Genomic DNA, 16387 nt, shown 5'->3' on the forward strand with positions numbered 1-16387 from the left:
TTTGTGATTTATAACGAGCGACCGACAGAATTGTTTTGGCGGATCTTTTATGTATATGGAGCAGTCGTGTTGATTGGTCTTTCTTTAGCATTAGCCGCCGCCCCACTCATTTTAATTTATTATTATCCGGTACCTTGGCTTATTCCATTGTTAGTCTTAGTCGCCATCGGTGGGTTTGGGGTGTATTGGTTTACGAACACATTCCGTCGTTTATTTTGGAAAGAACGGAATCACTCTAGATACGAAATGACCGCAACGAGCATCGAGGGTGTGACGTATCGGCATGAACCGGGCGAGTCGGTCGAGCAATCATTTCCAATCTCAGCGATTCGACAAATCGTCTTCTTCCCGGCGATTGTCCGAAAGACACAGCCGTCTCCGACGGTTCGGATTGGTCGGCCTACGGTAGAGTACACTCCGATGCTATCGATTATGACAAAAGATGATGCCATGGAAATCTTGTTCGATCAACGTGATCTGGTTGCCTTTGATCAATGGATAAAATCTTTCCATGAGCAGGGAATTCCGCTATTTTACACACCAAAAGAATTGTATTGGATTGGTGCGAATATCTCGACACGACGTGAGCGATTTGAACGGTTGAGTCGTCCGGAAGAAATCGTTCCATTTGTCTACACCGGCGACCTTGTGGCAGATGAGCAGACGGCAGCAACGAATTGGATTGAAACCCACGGATTGGAACGTTTGAAAGAAGGACCACACCAAGCATACTATGTGAAGCAAAGTAAAATTATGAAATGGTCATTTTTCGGGACGCTCGCTGGGATTGGCCTTGTCGCAGGATCGATGCTTGCAATCGCATCGTTGACGTAAAGGGTATAGCAATTCGACATGACTTTCCTCATAATAGAGATTGTAAGCGATCACAAATTAAGGAGGAGGCACATATGCGTTTTTTCATTGACACAGCAAATGTGGAAGACATTAAAAAAGCTCATCAAATGGGCGTCATTGGAGGCGTGACGACGAATCCATCGCTCGTCGCCAAAGAAGGTGTCGATTTCCATACAAGACTTCGTGAAATCTGTGAGATCGTCGGGGATCTCTCGGTCAGCGCCGAAGTTATTGCACTTGATGCGCCGGGTATGGTGGAAGAAGGAAAGGAACTTTCCGCCATCGCGCCGAATATTACGGTAAAGGTACCGATGACACCAGCGGGGATGGAAGCGGTAAAACAGTTCAAGGAGCTTGGGATCAAGACGAATGTCACGCTCATCTTTAACGCCAACCAAGCGTTACTTGCGGCGCGCGCCGGAGCATCATACGTTTCTCCATTCATCGGACGCTTGGATGACATCGGACAAGATGGGCTCGATTTAGTGGAGACCATTGCCAACATCTTTGCAATCCATGGCATCGAGACAGAAATTATCGCAGCATCTGTGCGTCACCCGGTTCACGTGACAAAAGCTGCACTTCTCGGGGCTGACATTGCGACAGTCCCTTACAAAGTCATCGAACAAATGATGAAACATCCGCTCACAGACAAAGGCATTGAGCAGTTCTTAGCGGATTGGAACAACGCTCAATCCAAATAAGTCCGTCGTAGAAAGGTTTTGATCAGCGTGGAATTTCTCCATATCGTTGGGCAGCAAAAACTAGAAGGAACCGTCGAGATTAGCGGAGCGAAACAGAGCGCTCTCCCTTGCCTTGTGGCTGCACTTCTCACGGAGGAGTCGGTGACGATTGAAAACGTTCCGATGATTGAAGATGTGGAAGTGATGGTCAATTTGTTGAAAGAATTAGGGGTACGAGTAGAGCGGGATGGCGAACGAATGACGATTCATTCGAATGAAGCAGTCGCCATGCCCCTCCTCGGTTCTGAGACGCGTAAAGTCCGTGCCGCTGTCTATTTACTCGGGGTCTTCGCGGCTCGCTTCGGAAAAGGGGCGGTTGGATTACCTGGAGGATATGCGATTGGTCCACGACCGATTGACTTACATTTGAAAGCGTTGGAACGTCTTGGCATTCACGTCGAGAATGAATTAGGTCTCTACCATGTCTGGGTCGATGAACTTGTCGGGAATCGAATTTACTTGGACTTGCGGTCGTTTGGGGCAACCGTGAGTGCGATGCTTGCGGCTGTTCTGGCGACAGGGACGACAGTCATCGAAAACGCGGCCTGCGACCCGGAAGTCGTCGATGTGGCTACGATGCTCACATCGATGGGGGCACATGTGAGTGGGGCCGGAACGGATGAGATTCGAATCAAAGGGGTGGAGCGACTCCACGGTTGTACGCACACACTGATTCCGGATCGCCTCGAGGCCGGAACGTTCATGATGTTCGGTGCCGTATCCGGTCACGTGACCGTTCAACCGGTCATTCCGACACACCTGGAAGGAGTCATCCAAAAACTGTTGGACTTCGGAGCAGACGTTGAGGTCGGTGAAGAGTCAATTACCGTGACGGCGAACCAATTCATGCCAACAGACATTCGTGTGTTTCATTACTCGGGGTATCCGAGCGACTTGCAACCGGTGATGACGGCAGCCTTACTAAAAGCGGCCGGAACGAGTGTCGTTACCGATAAATTGTATGCGCAACGATTCCGACACATCGCTGAGATGCGCCGGATGAATGCGCAAATCACTTTGGAAGATGCGTCGGCTGTCATTCGTGGCGGGAATCAACTGGCGAACGCAGAGATGGAATGTACCGATGCACGGAGTGCTGCGGCCCTGGTGCTGTCGGCGCTCCAAGCATCTGGAGAATCGACACTACTGCATGCAGAACGACTGAATGATTCGTATGTCGACTTTGTCGGCAAATTAAAACAACTCGGTGCGCTCGTTTGGGTGGAGGAACATACCGAGGTATAAAGGGGAGATTTCGGGTGGAACGAAGTTTATCGATGGAACTGGTTCGGGTGACAGAAGCGGCGGCGCTTGCTTCAGCCCGTTGGATGGGACGAGGATTAAAAGTCGAAGCGGATGATGCGGCAACGACCGCCATGCGCGACGTGTTTGACACGATTCCGATGAAAGGGATTGTTGTTATCGGTGAAGGGGAGATGGATGAAGCCCCGATGCTATACATCGGCGAAAAAGTCGGGAATGGCTATGGCTCTCGTCTCGATGTCGCCGTCGACCCGTTAGAAGGAACGAACATCGTAGCGACAGGGACGTGGGGAGCCCTTGCGGTTCTCGCGGTCGCGGATGCAGGCGATCTTCTTCATGCACCGGATATGTATATGGATAAAATCGCAGTCGGACCGGAAGCGGCGGGACTCGTGAGTCTCGACAATTCGATTGAAGAGAACATCGAAATCGTGGCGAAAGCGAAGAAGAAAAACGTGGAAGATGTCGTCGTCACGATTTTACATCGGGATCGTCACGAAGAAACCATTCAACGTGTCCGCGCGACCGGTGCGCGAATCAAATTGATTCCGGACGGGGATGTCGCCGCGGCCATCAATACCGCTTTCCCGAAAACGGGTGTCGATTTGCTTCTCGGTTCAGGTGGGGCGCCAGAAGGTGTCATCGCGGCTGTGGCGATGAAGTGTTTGGGTGGAGACTTCCAAGGACGTTTACTCCCAGAAGACGAAGCGCAGAAACAACGTTGCCATGACATGGGAATCGAAGATACGGATCGAATCCTTCTCCTCAATGATTTGGTGAAAGGTGAAGATTGTATCTTTGCAGCGACCGGTGTCACAGATGGAGAGCTGTTACGTGGAGTCCAATTCACGTCACAAGGTGGACAGACCCATTCGGTTGTCATGCGTGCCAAATCCGGAACCGTTCGTTTCGTCGAAGGGAACCACTCGCTTACGAAAAAACCAAAAATGGTCATGAAACCAGAATAATCAGAAGTCGTGGATGTGCAAACGTCCACGACTTTTTTGTGGTGAAAGCGTCAGAAAACGGGAATGGGTAGTCAGGAGGTGGGTGTGATGATTCAAGTAGAAGGACTCGTCAAGACATTCAAGGATGTTCCAGCTGTCGATGACGTGTCATTTACTGTGAAAGAAGGAGAAATCTTTGCGTTTTTAGGTCCGAACGGTGCCGGTAAATCGACGACGGTGCAAATGTTGACGACACTCGTGAGACCGACATCTGGAGCGGCACGAGTCAATGGATTCGATGTCGTCAAACAAGAAAAAGATGTCCGATTATCGATTGGGGTCGCCTTACAAGAAACAGGGATTGATAAAGTGCTGACGGGACGAGAGCTCCTTGTCTTACAAGGGCGTTTGTTTAAGATGTCGAATAAAGAGGCGCAACGTCGAGCGAGTGAGTTACTCGAAGTCGTTTCACTGACGGATGCGGCCGATCGCCGGAGTGGCACCTATTCCAGTGGGATGCGGCGACGTCTCGACTTGGCTCTCACGCTCGTCCATCGTCCGACGGTCTTGTTTTTAGACGAACCGACAGGACTCGATCCGACAAGCCGAATCGAGATATGGAATGAAGTACGTCGATTGGATGAGGAATTTGGGACGACGATTTTTTAACGACCCAATACTTAGAGGAAGCCGATGAGTTGGCGGACCGGATTGCCATCATCAACCATGGGAAGATTGTGAGTGAAGGAACGGCCGAGGAATTGAAACAGCTAGTCGGTGGAGAGACGATTTCGATGGACTTCGCTACAGAATCTGAAGCTACCCTTGCCGCGACGCGATTTCATACATCTTCGAATGGCACACATGTATCGTTTGAGCTACGTGACGTGACGTTGACTGAGATTGTTCGTTCGTTAGATGAACAAGGGCTACAACCTGAGCGATTGACTGTCAAACAACCGTCGCTTGATGATGTGTTCTTGAAAGTGACGGGCGAGTCATACGAAGGAGGCGAGATTCGTGTGGACTGAGACACGGCTATTCACGAAACGGAGTTTGGTGACGACCATCCGAAATCCGTTCTCATTTATTCCGAACTTAATCATCTCTGTCTTCTTTTTACTCGTGTATACAAGCGGCTTGTCGAGCGTGGCCTCGTTGCCTCAGTTCGAAGGGAGCGATTATTTGAACTTCATCTTACCCGTTTCCATTGTTTCAGGCGCAGTCGGGGGAGCGGGAGGCACAGGTCAGGCGCTTGTCCGAGATATTGAGAGTGGCTATTTCGCACGGCTCTTGTTGACACCGGCGACGCGTACCGCGATTGTGCTCGGACCGATGATTGCGGGGATGTTGCAATTGCTCGTTCAAACGCTACTCATCTTTGCAGTCGCATTTCTTCTCGGTCTCACGATTCCAGTCGGGGCAATCGGTTTCTTCTTCACAGTACTGCTCACCATTGGATTTGGACTTGGTTTCGCAGGATATTCAGTAGGTGTCGCCTTGAAGACACGAAACGCTCAAGCGGCCCAGGCAGGGACATTGTTGTTCTTTCCTTTGATTTTCCTGTCGACGACGTTCGTTCCGAAAGAATTGATTGAAGCCGAATGGTTGAAAGTGGCAGCAACCTTCAATCCGACGACCTATATCTTTGAAGGGATGCGAGCGGTTCTGACTCAACCTGAGATTGATTGGGGAGCACTCTCGGCAGGACTCGCAGTCGCGGGTACGATGAGTATACTCATGATTGTCTTTGCGGCAACAAACGCGAGAGGAGCGTTGAAGCAAAAATAAAGGAGGAGTTTGATGCAGGAACTATCAACGATGATTCGGATCATGTTAACAGGTATTGGAGCATATATTTCAATCATTATCATGTTGCGTGTTTCTGGTAAGCGTACATTGGCAAAAATGAATGCATTTGATTTTATTGTGACGGTTGCACTTGGTTCTATTTTGGCAACGACCTTGACTAGTCAACAAACCTCTTTATTGGCTGGACTCACTGCATTCGGTACACTAATCGTCTTACAATATATATTAGCGAAACTATCTAAGCGATTCTCCATTGTGAATCAAATGATTAAATCAGAACCAACTCTACTGTTTTATAAAGGAGATTATTTGAGAGAACATCTAAAGAAAGAACGAATTCTAGAGATAGAGGTCATTCAAGCGATTCGATCAAGTGGCACTCCTCTAGGACAAGTCGAAGCAGTAATCATAGAAACGGATGGAACGTTTTCTGTTTTGAAAGACTCTCGTCATGTAATGGAACATGTGAACAAATAAAAACGACTCGGTTCCGATGAACCGAGTCGTGATATTGTATTAGAGATATGATCCAGCGCCTACATAGCGTGGTGCCCAGTATCCAGAAGTGAAGCTCGCGTATTTCACGCCGCCTGTTTCTGAGCTGATCATTTGTGTTTTGCTAAGTGCCATTCCGACGTGTTGAATCGTTCCGCCTGAATGTGAGAAGAAGACGAGGTCACCCGCTTGGATCGATGATTTCGAGATTTTCTTTGCGCTTGAGTATTGCTGACGTGAAGAACGTGGAAGTGTTTTTCCGATTGCTTTCTTGTACACGTGACCAGTATATCCTGAGCAGTCAAACCCTGAAGTTGTTGTTCCACCATAGCGATACGGTGTTCCGAGATATTTCTTCGACTCAGCGACGAGTTTCGAACGTTTGCTTGAAGATGACGTTGAGACCGTTGTTGATGTCGACGTGTTCGCTTTCAAGTACGTGAACGTTGAAGATGCTGAGATGTAACGGTGTGTGCCTTTGTAGTTGATTTTGTAGAACGAACCGGATTTACCAAGGTATGTATAGCGTTGACCTTTATCCATTTTCGCGACGACTTTCGATGACGTAAGTGACGGGGCAGTACGGATGTTCAAACCGTTTACTTTCGAGTAAGCAAATGTACCGGTAGCGGCTTCTGCTTGTTCACCTGTTGAGAACATAAGACCCGAGAAAGCGACAGTGGCAGCGACGACGATTGATGCAATACGCTTTAACATTGTATAAATCCCTCCGTTTTTTAAAATCAAGACATTCGTATATGACAAATCGAGTAATTTTTATGGTAGAGCACAAGCTGCGGGATATACCCGGTTTCCTGTGCAAATAAACTATATCATGCGCAAGACCGATAGCATTTTTCAATCGCAAGTCAAAAAAGCAGTTTCTTGTAACAAAAATGAAACAATATGTGGATATAGCACTTATTTTGTTACAAAACGATCTTTTACTGTGTAAGGATTTGTACAAGAGGGAAACGATTGAACAAGAGGTGAATTTTGCACGGTGACGGCACGGGCAAAATATGGTTAGATGATGGCAGAACAAATGAATCAAGTTGAATGCTTCTTGTAATGAAATGTAGAAAGATAGGTGACTTGAATGAGTCAACAGACAGAACCGACAAAGAACTATACACTTCGTGAGCTTGAAACGAAGACGTTGAAAGAATTATATGAAATTGCCAAAGAAGTCAAAGTACCGAACTTTCGAGAAGCGCGTAAGCGTGAGCTCATGTTCCGTATTTTGAAATCACAGGCTGAATCAAAAGATTTATACTTCCTCGAAGGTATTTTAGAGATCATCCCACCGAATCCACAGTCTCAAAATGATGGCGGATTTGGATTCCTCCGACCAATCAACTATTCTCAATCTTCCGAAGACATCTATATCGCCGCATCGCAAATTCGTCGCTTTAATCTTCGAAACGGGGACCTTGTCACAGGAAAGGTCCGTAAACCGAAGGAGAATGAACGGTTCCAAGGTTTGTTGAGTGTTGAAGCGGTCAATGGAGAGTCGACGGACTCGACGCGTTCGCGTGATTATTTCCCGGCATTGACACCGATTTATCCAGAACAACAGATGGTGCTCGAGACAGAGCCGACCCATCTTTCGGTTCGTGTCATGGATATGATCGCACCAGTAGGGTTTGGCCAACGCGGGTTGATTGTGGCACCACCAAAAGCGGGGAAAACGTCGCTTTTAAAAGAAATTGCCAACTCGATCACGACGAATCATCCGAACGTCGAATTAATCATTCTTCTAATCGATGAACGACCAGAGGAAGTGACGGATATTCAACGCTCTGTACCGGATGCGGACGTGGCGTTCTCGACTTTTGATGAGACGCCGGAAAACCATGCGCGTATTTCAGAACTCGTTCTCGAACGCGCGATGCGTCTCGTGGAACATAAGAAAGACGTGGTCATCCTACTCGATTCCATCACACGCTTGACGCGTGCGTACAACCTGTCTGTTCCACCGAGCGGACGGACACTCTCGGGGGGGATTGACCCGGCGGCGTTCCACAAACCGAAAAAGTTCTTCGGAGCGGCACGGAATATCGAGGATGGAGGTAGCTTGACGATCCTCGCGACAGCGCTCGTCGATACCGGATCACGAATGGACGACGTCATCTATGAAGAGTTCAAAGGAACAGGGAACATGGAACTGCATCTGGACCGGAAATTGGCAGAGCGCAGGATCTTCCCTGCAATCGATATTCGTCGCTCGGGAACACGGAAAGAAGAGTTGCTACTCGGGAAGGACGAACTCGATTCGCTCTGGACAATTCGTCGTACGATGAACGAGTCTCCAGACTTCATCGAACAGTTCTTACGCCGCGTCCGTGAGACGAAAACAAACCTCGACTTTTTTGCTGCGCTAGAGGCGGATAAGAAAAAAAGACGACCGGTGAAAAAAACGAAAACAGACTTGTAAAACCTATAGTAGGGTGATATTATATTCTAGTGAACTTTCTCTAGGTTGAAAGAATACTTAGGGCCGAAGGAGTTGAAAAGCAATGAAACAAGGAATCCACCCAGAATACCGTAAAGTCGTATTCATGGACTCGACGACAGAATTCAAATTCATCACTGGTTCAACTCGTTACTCTAACGAGACAATCACGATGGAAGATGGAAACGAGTACCCACTCATCCGTGTCGATGTATCTTCTGATTCGCACCCGTTCTACACAGGTCGCCAGAAATTCGCATCTGCAGATGGTCGTATCGAGCGCTTCAACAAGAAATACCAACGTTAATCGTAAAGTTGTATGCTCACCGCCTAGGGATTGCCCTTGGCGGTTTTTTGTTGCATCGACACGGGTAAAGAGACGAAAGACTGTCGTGAGGGGGTTGTTATGGAATTTATACTCATTAGTATCAGCTTGTTGATCGGGGTCGGCATCATGTCCCAATGGTTGGCATGGCGTTATCAAATCCCAGCAATCATCATTATGACGCTCGCTGGAGTATTGGCCGGTCCAATCCTCGGGCTGTTCGACCCGCGTGAATTATTTGGGGATTTATATAGTCCGATCATTTCGTTTGCGGTCGCCATCATCTTATTTGAAGGAAGTCTTGGGCTTCATTTTAGCGAAATCAATCAGTTCCGACGGTCGATTGTCCGCATTGTCACGATTGGAGTCGCGCTCTCGTTTGTCGGGATGTCGCTACTTATTCAATATGTTGGAGGATTACATTGGGTCGTTGCCTGGACGATGGGGGCGCTCTTCGTCGTGACGGGTCCGACTGTCGTCATTCCGTTGTTACGTCAGGCACATTTGAAAGATCGGGTCGGAGCGATTTTGAAGTGGGAAGGCATCATTGTCGATCCTGTCGGAGCATTACTCGGACTCTTCGTCGTTCGACTCGGAAACATCGTATACGAAGGTATGGATTTATGGATGCAACTCCTCTTTGCAGGTGCCTGTATTTTAGGGATTGGACTCGGTTACTTGTTCGGTCATCTCTTGATGGGATGGTTTGTGGCAGAAAAAGTACCTCGCTATCTCCGTGCCTCGGTTACGTTGACGGCTGTCCTCGTCTTATTCTCACTCAGTGAGCTTATGATGCATGAAGTCGGGCTGCTCGCCGTTACGGCGATGGGGATGACGATGGCCAATACGAAGCATCGGGATGAAGAAATCATCGAAGAACTGCAATCATTCAAAGAGGATATTTCCATCTTACTCATCTCGTCTGTCTTCATCTTGTTGACGGCATCTCTGTCCCGGGCCGAGCTGTTGAACATTTTCCAATGGCCACTCCTCTTGACGATTGCGGGCATTCTCTTCTTGGTTCGCCCAGTTGCGATTTACTTGTCGACCATCGGTGGAGGTTTGCCGCTGGCGGAACGAGGATTCATCGGCTGGATTGCGCCGCGCGGGATTGTCGCGATGACGGTCGCTGGATTCTTTGCTGAAGAAGTCGCGCATCTTGGGATTGACGATGCGAAGCAAATGTTGCCGCTCACACTCGGTCTCGTCTTCATTTCCGTTACATTGCACGGTCTCACGATTCGACCGCTCGCGCGAAAATTGAAATTAATCGATGAACAAAAAGAGGCGAACGCTGATGAATAAAGGACGGAGTTCTTTCAATCAACATTTAGGAGAAGTCAACCCTTTTCCTCAACTCGAAAGATAGGTATAATCGGAAAGCGATTATCGATGGAGAGGGCGAAGAACAATGATGCATGTGACGAACCGATATGGTTGGATTGAAGTGATTTGTGGGAGTATGTTTTCGGGGAAGTCGGAGGAATTGATTCGCCGAGTCCGCCGTGCTCATTATGGAAAGATTCCGGTCCAAGTGTTCAAACCAGCAATCGACGACCGGTATCATGAAGAGAACGTCGTCTCACACACAGGGAACTCGGTCGTGGCCGTGCCGATCGTATCGAGCCAAGACTTATATGATGCTGTACGTGAAGAAACACAGGTCATCGCGATTGATGAGGTACAATTCTTTGATGAGGGAATTGTGGACGTCATCGAACAACTTGCGAACGAAGACAAACGCGTCATCTGCGCCGGGCTCGACATGGACTTTCGGGGCGAACCGTTCACGATGATGCCTGAACTGTTGTCACGCGCGGAGTTTGTGACGAAACTACAGGCAATCTGTTTGTCATGCGGCGCGCCTGCTTCACGGACACAGCGTCTGATTGACGGGCAGCCGGCTCGGTATGAGGACCCGGTCATCTTGGTCGGGGCTTCCGAGTCTTACGAACCACGATGCCGACATTGTCATGATGTACCGAATAAACCACATCCGGTCCGCCATACTGTGGTAGACTGATGAATCGACGGACCGCCCTCGGCGGTCCGTTTTTTTTGCTATAATAGATAGAGTTTGATTTGACGGAGAAAGGACGGATCATCATGTTTGACCGTTTAAGTGTATTAGAAGATCGTTACATGCAATTGAATGAAATGCTCGCCGATCCTGAGGTGCTCAGTGACTCGACGAAGTTGAGACAATATTCGAAAGAGCAGGCACAACTAGAAGAGACGGTACAGATGTATCGTCAGTATAAAGAGACAAGTCAGGCGTTCAAGGAAGCGAAATCGATGCTTGAAGACCGAACGCTCGACGCCGATATGCGTGAATTGGCAAAAGAAGAGATGAACCTCCTCGAGCCAGAAGTCAAAGAGCTAGAGGCGAAACTGCGGATTTTATTGCTTCCAAAAGACCCGAACGATGACAAGAACGTCATCGTCGAAGTCCGAGGGGCGGCAGGCGGAGACGAAGCGGCGCTCTTTGCGGGAGATTTGTATAAGATGTATACGCGATTTGCTGAACGTCAAAATTGGAAAGTGGAACTGATTGACGCGAACTATACCGAACTCGGTGGATTTAAAGAAGTGACGTTCATGATTAACGGGGCAGGCGCCTATTCAAAGCTCAAGTTTGAGAACGGAGCCCATCGTGTGCAACGGGTCCCGTCGACGGAATCGGGCGGACGAATCCATACGTCCACAGCAACGGTAGCCGTTCTCCCAGAGGCGGAGGATGTTGAAGTGCACATCGATATGAAGGACGTACGGGTCGATACGTTCACTTCATCTGGTCCAGGGGGGCAATCGGTCAACACGACGCAATCGGCTGTCCGTTTGACACACATCCCGTCAGGACTCGTCGTATCGTGCCAGGATGAGAAGTCGCAACATAAAAATAAAGACAAGGCGATGAAAGTCCTTCGGGCACGTCTCTATGACAAGATGCAAAGCGAACATATGGAAGAATTATCGGCACAGCGTAAATCGGCTGTCGGAACAGGTGACCGTTCCGAACGGATTCGCACGTATAACTTCCCGCAAAGTCGTGTCACAGATCATCGGATCGGCTTGACCCTTCAGAAGTTGGACCGTGTCCTAGCAGGCGAACTCGAAGATATTATCGACGCACTCATCATGGACGAACAGGCACGTCTGATGGAGGATGCGGAATGATGCGGATTGCCGCGCTACTTAAACAGACGGAAGAACGGCTAGTTGAAGCTGGGCGCGATCGTGCGGCTGCCGAGTGGTGGTTCATGCATGTGCTACAAGTCGACCGCACGGGTCTCCTCGTTCGTTTGTCGGATGAATTGTCCTCAGATGAAGCGGCACGTTTCGAGGCGGGAATCGAGCGTTTACTGATGGGAGAACCGGTACAGCACGTGATCGGACATGCTCCCTTTTACGGGCGTTCGTTTGAAGTGAACCGGGACGTGTTGATTCCGAGACCAGAAACGGAAGAATTGATTGATTGGGTACTTGGGCAACTTCGTCACGTGAAGGATGATGAGATTGTCGATGTCGGAACGGGAAGCGGAGCAATCGCAATCACGTTGAGCCTTGAGCTCGGAGTACGCGTGCAAACCGTTGATATTTCTCCGGAAGCAATAACGGTTGCAAAGCGGAATGCGACCGCTCTTGGTGCGAATGTACGATTTTATGAAGGCGACGGGCTCGCCCCGATTGCGGACCACTCGATTCGCGTCCTCGTATCAAATCCGCCCTATATCGAGGCGGATGAATTGTTGGATGAGACGGTCGTCGGCTACGAACCGCATCTTGCCCTCTTTGGAGGGAAAGATGGGCTCGACATGTATCGGCAATTGATTGCGGATTCGGTGCGCGTCTTACGTGCCGATTGGCATTTGATTGCGTTTGAAATCGGGTATAACCAAGGACAAGATGTGAAATCATTACTGTCTGAACGTTATCCTGAAGCAGAAACGGGTATTTTAAAAGATATAAACGGCAAGGACCGTATCGTCTATGCCGTAAGGGAAGGGATTGCGTATGGAAACGAAATGGATTAATTCGAATGAGATTGAAGAGGGGGTACGTCTTCTTCAAGCGGGTGAAATCATCGCCATGCCGACAGAAACCGTCTATGGTCTCGCTGGAGATGCCATGAACGATGTGGCAATTCGAAAGATTTTTGAGGCAAAAGGTCGTCCGTCGGATAACCCGCTCATCGTCCATATCGCTTCAATCGAACAAACGAGTTTGTTTGTCGATTCGATTCCTCCTGTTGCCAAACGCTTGATGGATGCGTTTTGGCCAGGCGCTTTGACGATCATCTTGCCTTCAAACGGACGAGCTTCTTCGCTCGTGACCGCGGGCCTCGATTCCATCGGGCTCCGGATGCCGAACCATCCGGCAGCACTCGAGTTGATTCGCAAGTCAGGGTTAGGACTTGCGGCTCCGAGTGCGAATCGTTCCGGACGACCGTCGCCGACGACCGCTCAACACGTCGCGGATGACTTGGACGGACGAATCGCAGGAATCGTGGATGGAGGTCCTACCGGAATCGGAGTCGAGTCAACCGTTGTGGATTGTACGGGTGACACGGTAACGATTTTACGACCAGGTGGTGTGACGCGAGAAGAAATGGAAGCCGTCATCGGACCGGTCGCCTTAGATGCCAATTTGAGTAACGATGAAGCCGCGCCACGATCGCCGGGAATGAAATACACGCACTATGCTCCGACAGCACCTGTTTTTTTAGTCGATGGCACACGTGAAGATCTGGAGCGTGTCATCGAGGAACGGAAGCAAGCGGGGTTGCGAATCGGTGCCCTCGTCTTCGACGAAAACCCGACACCGGCTGAGGTCACGCATTCACTTGGGACCTCGATGGAAGTGGCGGCACAACGCTTATACGATGCGCTTCGTCGATTTGATGAAACAGACGTGGATGAGATTTATGTGAACACGATTGAACCGGTCGGAGTCGCATTAGCCGTCTATAACCGTTTATACAAAGCGGCGGGCGGAAAGGTTGTGCACCCGACGAAAGATGCCTAAAGACATAGAGGAGGACACGCGATGTCAATGAAACGCGTATTATTCATATGTAGTGGCAACACGTGCCGAAGCCCGATGGCGATGGCCTTGCTCCGTTCGAAGATGACCGGGGACGAGTTTGATATTCGCTCAGCCGGTCTACGGACGATGCAAGGATTCGATGCTTCTGAAAATGCACTGCAAGTTCTCAGAGAACGTGGGATTGAGCTCGATCATGTCACCCAGACGTTCGATGAGGTGTTAGGGAATTGGGCGGATATCATCTTGACGATGACACGCGCGCACCGTGAGCAAATTCGGGATACATACCCGGATTTGTCGGAGCGGACGTATACGCTCTATGAATTCGTGACGGGGCTCGAGCGAGACATCAACGACCCGTTTGGTGGTTCGATGAATGTGTATCGCCAAGTGCGAAACGAACTCGAACCACTCGTGAATCGACTTGTGTTAAAATTAACGAATGACGGGTCAAAGGTGACGAAACCACCGAGACGCCTACCAAAGAAGACGGGGGAATGAACGAATGAAAATTGCAATTGGCGCCGATCATGGCGGCTTCAACTTGAAAAAAGAAATCGTAGCCTTGCTTGAGGAACTCGGACATGAGTATAAAGATTTCGGGACGCACTCGGCAGACTCAATCGATTACCCAGACGTGGCCATCCCGGTCGCAGAAGCGGTAGCGGCAGGAGAGTTCGATCGTGGGATTTTGATTTGTGGTACGGGAATCGGAATCGGGATTGCGGCAAACAAAGTCAAAGGAATTCGTGCCGCACTCGTCCATGACTCATTCAGCGCGAAAGCGACACGTCAGCACAACGACTCGAACATCATGACGATGGGCGAGCGTGTCATCGGACCTGGTCTTGCGCTCGACTTGGTAACGACGTGGCTCGATACGGACTTTGAAGGCGGTCGCCATTCAAACCGTGTCGACAAGATGAGAGCTTACGAATCGAAGTGAGCCCGATGAAGACGGAACTTCTCGGATTATTAACGGAGCTTCACGAACGGTTCCCGTTGAATGATGAGCGCATTCTCGTCATCGGATGCTCGACAAGTGAAGTGCTCGGAAAAACGATTGGGAAGGCAGGTTCCATTGATGTCGCAAGCGAATTGATGGAAGCATTCCTTGAATTTAGAGAAAAGACAGGTGTCCATTTGGCGTTTCAAGGGTGTGAGCATATCAATCGTGCCCTCACCGTTGAGCGCCGGACACTCAAACAGTTCGGTCTCACAGAAGTGTCGGTCGTCCCGGTCCGATCGGCGGGCGGGGCGATGTCCGAGAAGGCGTATGCGAACTTCGAGGAGCCATGTGTCGTCGAATCGATTCAAGCAGATGCCGGGATTGATATCGGCTCGACATTAATTGGGATGCATTTGAAGCCGGTCGCGATACCGGTTCGGTTATCATCGAAGCATCTCGGCGAAGCGTACGTCACGTTCGCAGTCACGAGACCGAAACTGATTGGTGGGCCACGGGCTCAGTATCCAAATAAATGAAGAAAGCATCGCATTTAGGTTTTTCGACCGAATGCGATGCTTTTTTGTTCAAATTATAAATCTTCTCCAAAAAGATAGGAGATGACCATCGGGAAACGCTCACGCCAGGCGAGCTCGTTGTGAACTCCTTCTTCAATCACTTCGAATCGGATGTGTTCGACCTTGTCTTTTAACAAGTTGTACACGCGTTCGCTCGACTCACGATACATCTCGTTCGTCGGTCCATTTTCGATCGGCTCTTCGACCTCTTTGGCGCCGACGTCCAAGTAAAGACGTTCCACTCCCTTCAAATCGCTCGCCTCAATCAATTGTTCCAGCTCGGTTTGGTTGAACCAAAATGCAGAGGACAGGGAAGCGACGCGCTTGAAGATGTCTGGATACACACAGGCGGCATACACCGAGATGAGTCCACCCATCGAACTCCCCATCATCGCTGTCGCTTCCGGGATCGTCCGATAGTCGGCATCGATTTGAGGTTTCAATTCCTGCGCGATGTATTCGATATAGGCGGAACCTTGCCCGCCGAGCACGATGTCACGACCGAGCAAGCTCTCCCCGATATAAGGGTTTTCCCATGGTCCATACTCATCGAGGCGTTGTTCGCCTGGTGCACTATCGAGGGCGACGACAATCAAGTCACGCTTCGAGGCGTCTAAATATTCACCGACGCGCCAGCTCATGTTGTAGCTCGCATCCTCGTCAGCAAAGCAGTTCTGTCCATCGTGCATGTAGAGGACCGGATATCGTTTTTCGGACGTCTCATAGTCGACAGGTGTGTAAATTCGGACCGTTCGTGTCCGTTCGAACGGTGTGATCGTCAGTTCTTTTGTCTCAATCATAAGTGGCCTCCTCACAGTTACATTCCTATTAATGATACCCAACTTTTCATCAGATTATTGCGATACCCAAAAAAACAAGCGTGTGGTACGATGGGGGTGTTGATTTTTAGACATTTAAAGGG

General features: G+C 49.5%; 20 protein-coding genes. 18 read left to right on the top strand and 2 right to left on the bottom strand.

Annotated features, from left to right (window positions below; all coding sequences use genetic code 11):
- Positions 1-3 precede the first annotated feature (3 nt).
- From KNO70_RS01275 to KNO70_RS01305, 8 genes are all read left to right on the top strand, one after another.
- A complete protein-coding gene (locus KNO70_RS01275) occupies positions 4-834 on the top strand; it encodes a hypothetical protein (RefSeq protein WP_214810903.1) in 831 nt (276 codons plus the stop codon).
- Positions 835-908: 74 nt separating this feature from the next.
- Positions 909-1559: a fructose-6-phosphate aldolase gene (gene fsa / locus KNO70_RS01280; RefSeq protein WP_214758140.1), complete on the top strand. Its 651-nt coding sequence runs from the start codon at positions 909-911 to the stop codon at positions 1557-1559.
- 27 nt (positions 1560-1586) lie between these two features.
- Entirely contained in the window at positions 1587-2843 is a 1257-nt protein-coding gene (gene murA, locus KNO70_RS01285; protein WP_214758142.1) for a UDP-N-acetylglucosamine 1-carboxyvinyltransferase, read from the top strand.
- 14 nt (positions 2844-2857) lie between these two features.
- Positions 2858-3829, top strand: a complete 972-nt coding sequence (gene glpX / locus KNO70_RS01290) for a class II fructose-bisphosphatase (RefSeq protein ID WP_012727392.1) — start codon at positions 2858-2860, stop codon at positions 3827-3829.
- Positions 3830-3916: 87 nt separating this feature from the next.
- Positions 3917-4477 carry an ABC transporter ATP-binding protein gene (locus KNO70_RS16060; RefSeq protein WP_251028323.1) on the top strand — a complete coding sequence of 187 codons (561 nt, stop codon included), beginning with the start codon at positions 3917-3919 and terminating at the stop codon, positions 4475-4477.
- A gap of 29 nt (positions 4478-4506) precedes the next feature.
- Positions 4507-4839, top strand: coding sequence for an ATP-binding protein DrrA1-3 family domain-containing protein (locus KNO70_RS16065; protein ID WP_251030053.1), 333 nt, complete (start codon positions 4507-4509; stop codon positions 4837-4839).
- Positions 4829-5599, top strand: a complete 771-nt coding sequence (locus KNO70_RS01300) for an ABC transporter permease (RefSeq protein ID WP_214758145.1) — start codon at positions 4829-4831, stop codon at positions 5597-5599. The genes KNO70_RS16065 and KNO70_RS01300 overlap by 11 nt, the downstream gene beginning before the upstream one ends.
- A 12-nt stretch (positions 5600-5611) precedes the next feature.
- The gene (locus KNO70_RS01305; RefSeq protein WP_214687568.1) at positions 5612-6097 is read left to right on the top strand and encodes a DUF421 domain-containing protein; all 486 of its coding nucleotides are present in this window, start codon (positions 5612-5614) and stop codon (positions 6095-6097) included.
- A gap of 39 nt (positions 6098-6136) precedes the next feature.
- Here KNO70_RS01305 and KNO70_RS01310 read toward each other — a convergent pair whose 3' ends face one another.
- Positions 6137-6832: a C40 family peptidase gene (locus KNO70_RS01310; protein ID WP_214687566.1), complete on the bottom strand. Its 696-nt coding sequence runs from the start codon at positions 6830-6832 to the stop codon at positions 6137-6139.
- A gap of 382 nt (positions 6833-7214) precedes the next feature.
- Here KNO70_RS01310 and rho point away from each other — a divergent pair, with 382 nt between their 5' ends.
- The 10 genes from rho (at position 7215) to KNO70_RS01360 (ending at position 15426) form a co-directional block, all read left to right on the top strand.
- Entirely contained in the window at positions 7215-8552 is a 1338-nt protein-coding gene (rho, locus tag KNO70_RS01315) for a transcription termination factor Rho (RefSeq protein ID WP_078147673.1), read from the top strand.
- A gap of 82 nt (positions 8553-8634) precedes the next feature.
- Entirely contained in the window at positions 8635-8877 is a 243-nt protein-coding gene (locus KNO70_RS01320) for a type B 50S ribosomal protein L31 (RefSeq protein ID WP_012727387.1), read from the top strand.
- Positions 8878-8976: 99 nt separating this feature from the next.
- Positions 8977-10200, top strand: a complete 1224-nt coding sequence (locus KNO70_RS01325) for a cation:proton antiporter (RefSeq protein ID WP_214758147.1) — start codon at positions 8977-8979, stop codon at positions 10198-10200.
- Positions 10201-10306: 106 nt separating this feature from the next.
- Positions 10307-10918 carry a thymidine kinase gene (locus tag KNO70_RS01330; protein ID WP_214686014.1) on the top strand — a complete coding sequence of 204 codons (612 nt, stop codon included), beginning with the start codon at positions 10307-10309 and terminating at the stop codon, positions 10916-10918.
- Positions 10919-11001: 83 nt separating this feature from the next.
- On the top strand, positions 11002-12072 hold the full coding sequence (prfA, locus tag KNO70_RS01335) for a peptide chain release factor 1 (protein WP_031422224.1): 1071 nt from the start codon (positions 11002-11004) through the stop codon (positions 12070-12072).
- Positions 12072-12929, top strand: coding sequence for a peptide chain release factor N(5)-glutamine methyltransferase (prmC, locus tag KNO70_RS01340; RefSeq protein WP_214730675.1), 858 nt, complete (start codon positions 12072-12074; stop codon positions 12927-12929). Before prfA ends, prmC begins: the two co-directional genes overlap by 1 nt.
- The gene (locus KNO70_RS01345; RefSeq protein ID WP_214686016.1) at positions 12910-13920 is read left to right on the top strand and encodes an L-threonylcarbamoyladenylate synthase; all 1011 of its coding nucleotides are present in this window, start codon (positions 12910-12912) and stop codon (positions 13918-13920) included. Before prmC ends, KNO70_RS01345 begins: the two co-directional genes overlap by 20 nt.
- Positions 13921-13941: 21 nt before the next feature.
- Positions 13942-14442: a low molecular weight protein arginine phosphatase gene (locus KNO70_RS01350; RefSeq protein ID WP_012727381.1), complete on the top strand. Its 501-nt coding sequence runs from the start codon at positions 13942-13944 to the stop codon at positions 14440-14442.
- 4 nt (positions 14443-14446) lie between these two features.
- Entirely contained in the window at positions 14447-14887 is a 441-nt protein-coding gene (gene rpiB, locus KNO70_RS01355; protein ID WP_214686018.1) for a ribose 5-phosphate isomerase B, read from the top strand.
- Positions 14884-15426 carry a TIGR01440 family protein gene (locus KNO70_RS01360; protein ID WP_371816074.1) on the top strand — a complete coding sequence of 181 codons (543 nt, stop codon included), beginning with the start codon at positions 14884-14886 and terminating at the stop codon, positions 15424-15426. The genes rpiB and KNO70_RS01360 overlap by 4 nt, the downstream gene beginning before the upstream one ends.
- Before the next feature lie 53 nt (positions 15427-15479).
- On the opposite strand, the gene KNO70_RS01365 is transcribed toward KNO70_RS01360, so the two are convergent.
- Entirely contained in the window at positions 15480-16265 is a 786-nt protein-coding gene (locus KNO70_RS01365) for an alpha/beta hydrolase (protein ID WP_214810911.1), read from the bottom strand.
- Between the last annotated feature and the right edge of the window lie 122 nt (positions 16266-16387).

The sequence above is a fragment of the Exiguobacterium sp. s181 genome, assembly GCF_018617125.1.
Classification (GTDB): domain Bacteria; phylum Bacillota; class Bacilli; order Exiguobacteriales; family Exiguobacteriaceae; genus Exiguobacterium; species Exiguobacterium profundum.

Coding starts and splice junctions, on each gene's coding strand:
- KNO70_RS01350 (WP_012727381.1), top strand. CDS start 13,942: ATGTCAATGAAACGCGTATTATTCATATGTAGTGGCAACACGTGCCGA.
- prfA (WP_031422224.1), top strand. CDS start 11,002: ATGTTTGACCGTTTAAGTGTATTAGAAGATCGTTACATGCAATTGAAT.
- KNO70_RS01320 (WP_012727387.1), top strand. CDS start 8,635: ATGAAACAAGGAATCCACCCAGAATACCGTAAAGTCGTATTCATGGAC.
- rpiB (WP_214686018.1), top strand. CDS start 14,447: ATGAAAATTGCAATTGGCGCCGATCATGGCGGCTTCAACTTGAAAAAA.
- KNO70_RS01325 (WP_214758147.1), top strand. CDS start 8,977: ATGGAATTTATACTCATTAGTATCAGCTTGTTGATCGGGGTCGGCATC.
- KNO70_RS01365 (WP_214810911.1), bottom strand. CDS start 16,265: ATGATTGAGACAAAAGAACTGACGATCACACCGTTCGAACGGACACGA.
- prmC (WP_214730675.1), top strand. CDS start 12,072: ATGCGGATTGCCGCGCTACTTAAACAGACGGAAGAACGGCTAGTTGAA.
- KNO70_RS01310 (WP_214687566.1), bottom strand. CDS start 6,832: ATGTTAAAGCGTATTGCATCAATCGTCGTCGCTGCCACTGTCGCTTTC.
- KNO70_RS01305 (WP_214687568.1), top strand. CDS start 5,612: ATGCAGGAACTATCAACGATGATTCGGATCATGTTAACAGGTATTGGA.
- KNO70_RS01345 (WP_214686016.1), top strand. CDS start 12,910: ATGGAAACGAAATGGATTAATTCGAATGAGATTGAAGAGGGGGTACGT.
- rho (WP_078147673.1), top strand. CDS start 7,215: ATGAGTCAACAGACAGAACCGACAAAGAACTATACACTTCGTGAGCTT.
- fsa (WP_214758140.1), top strand. CDS start 909: ATGCGTTTTTTCATTGACACAGCAAATGTGGAAGACATTAAAAAAGCT.
- KNO70_RS16060 (WP_251028323.1), top strand. CDS start 3,917: ATGATTCAAGTAGAAGGACTCGTCAAGACATTCAAGGATGTTCCAGCT.
- KNO70_RS01330 (WP_214686014.1), top strand. CDS start 10,307: ATGATGCATGTGACGAACCGATATGGTTGGATTGAAGTGATTTGTGGG.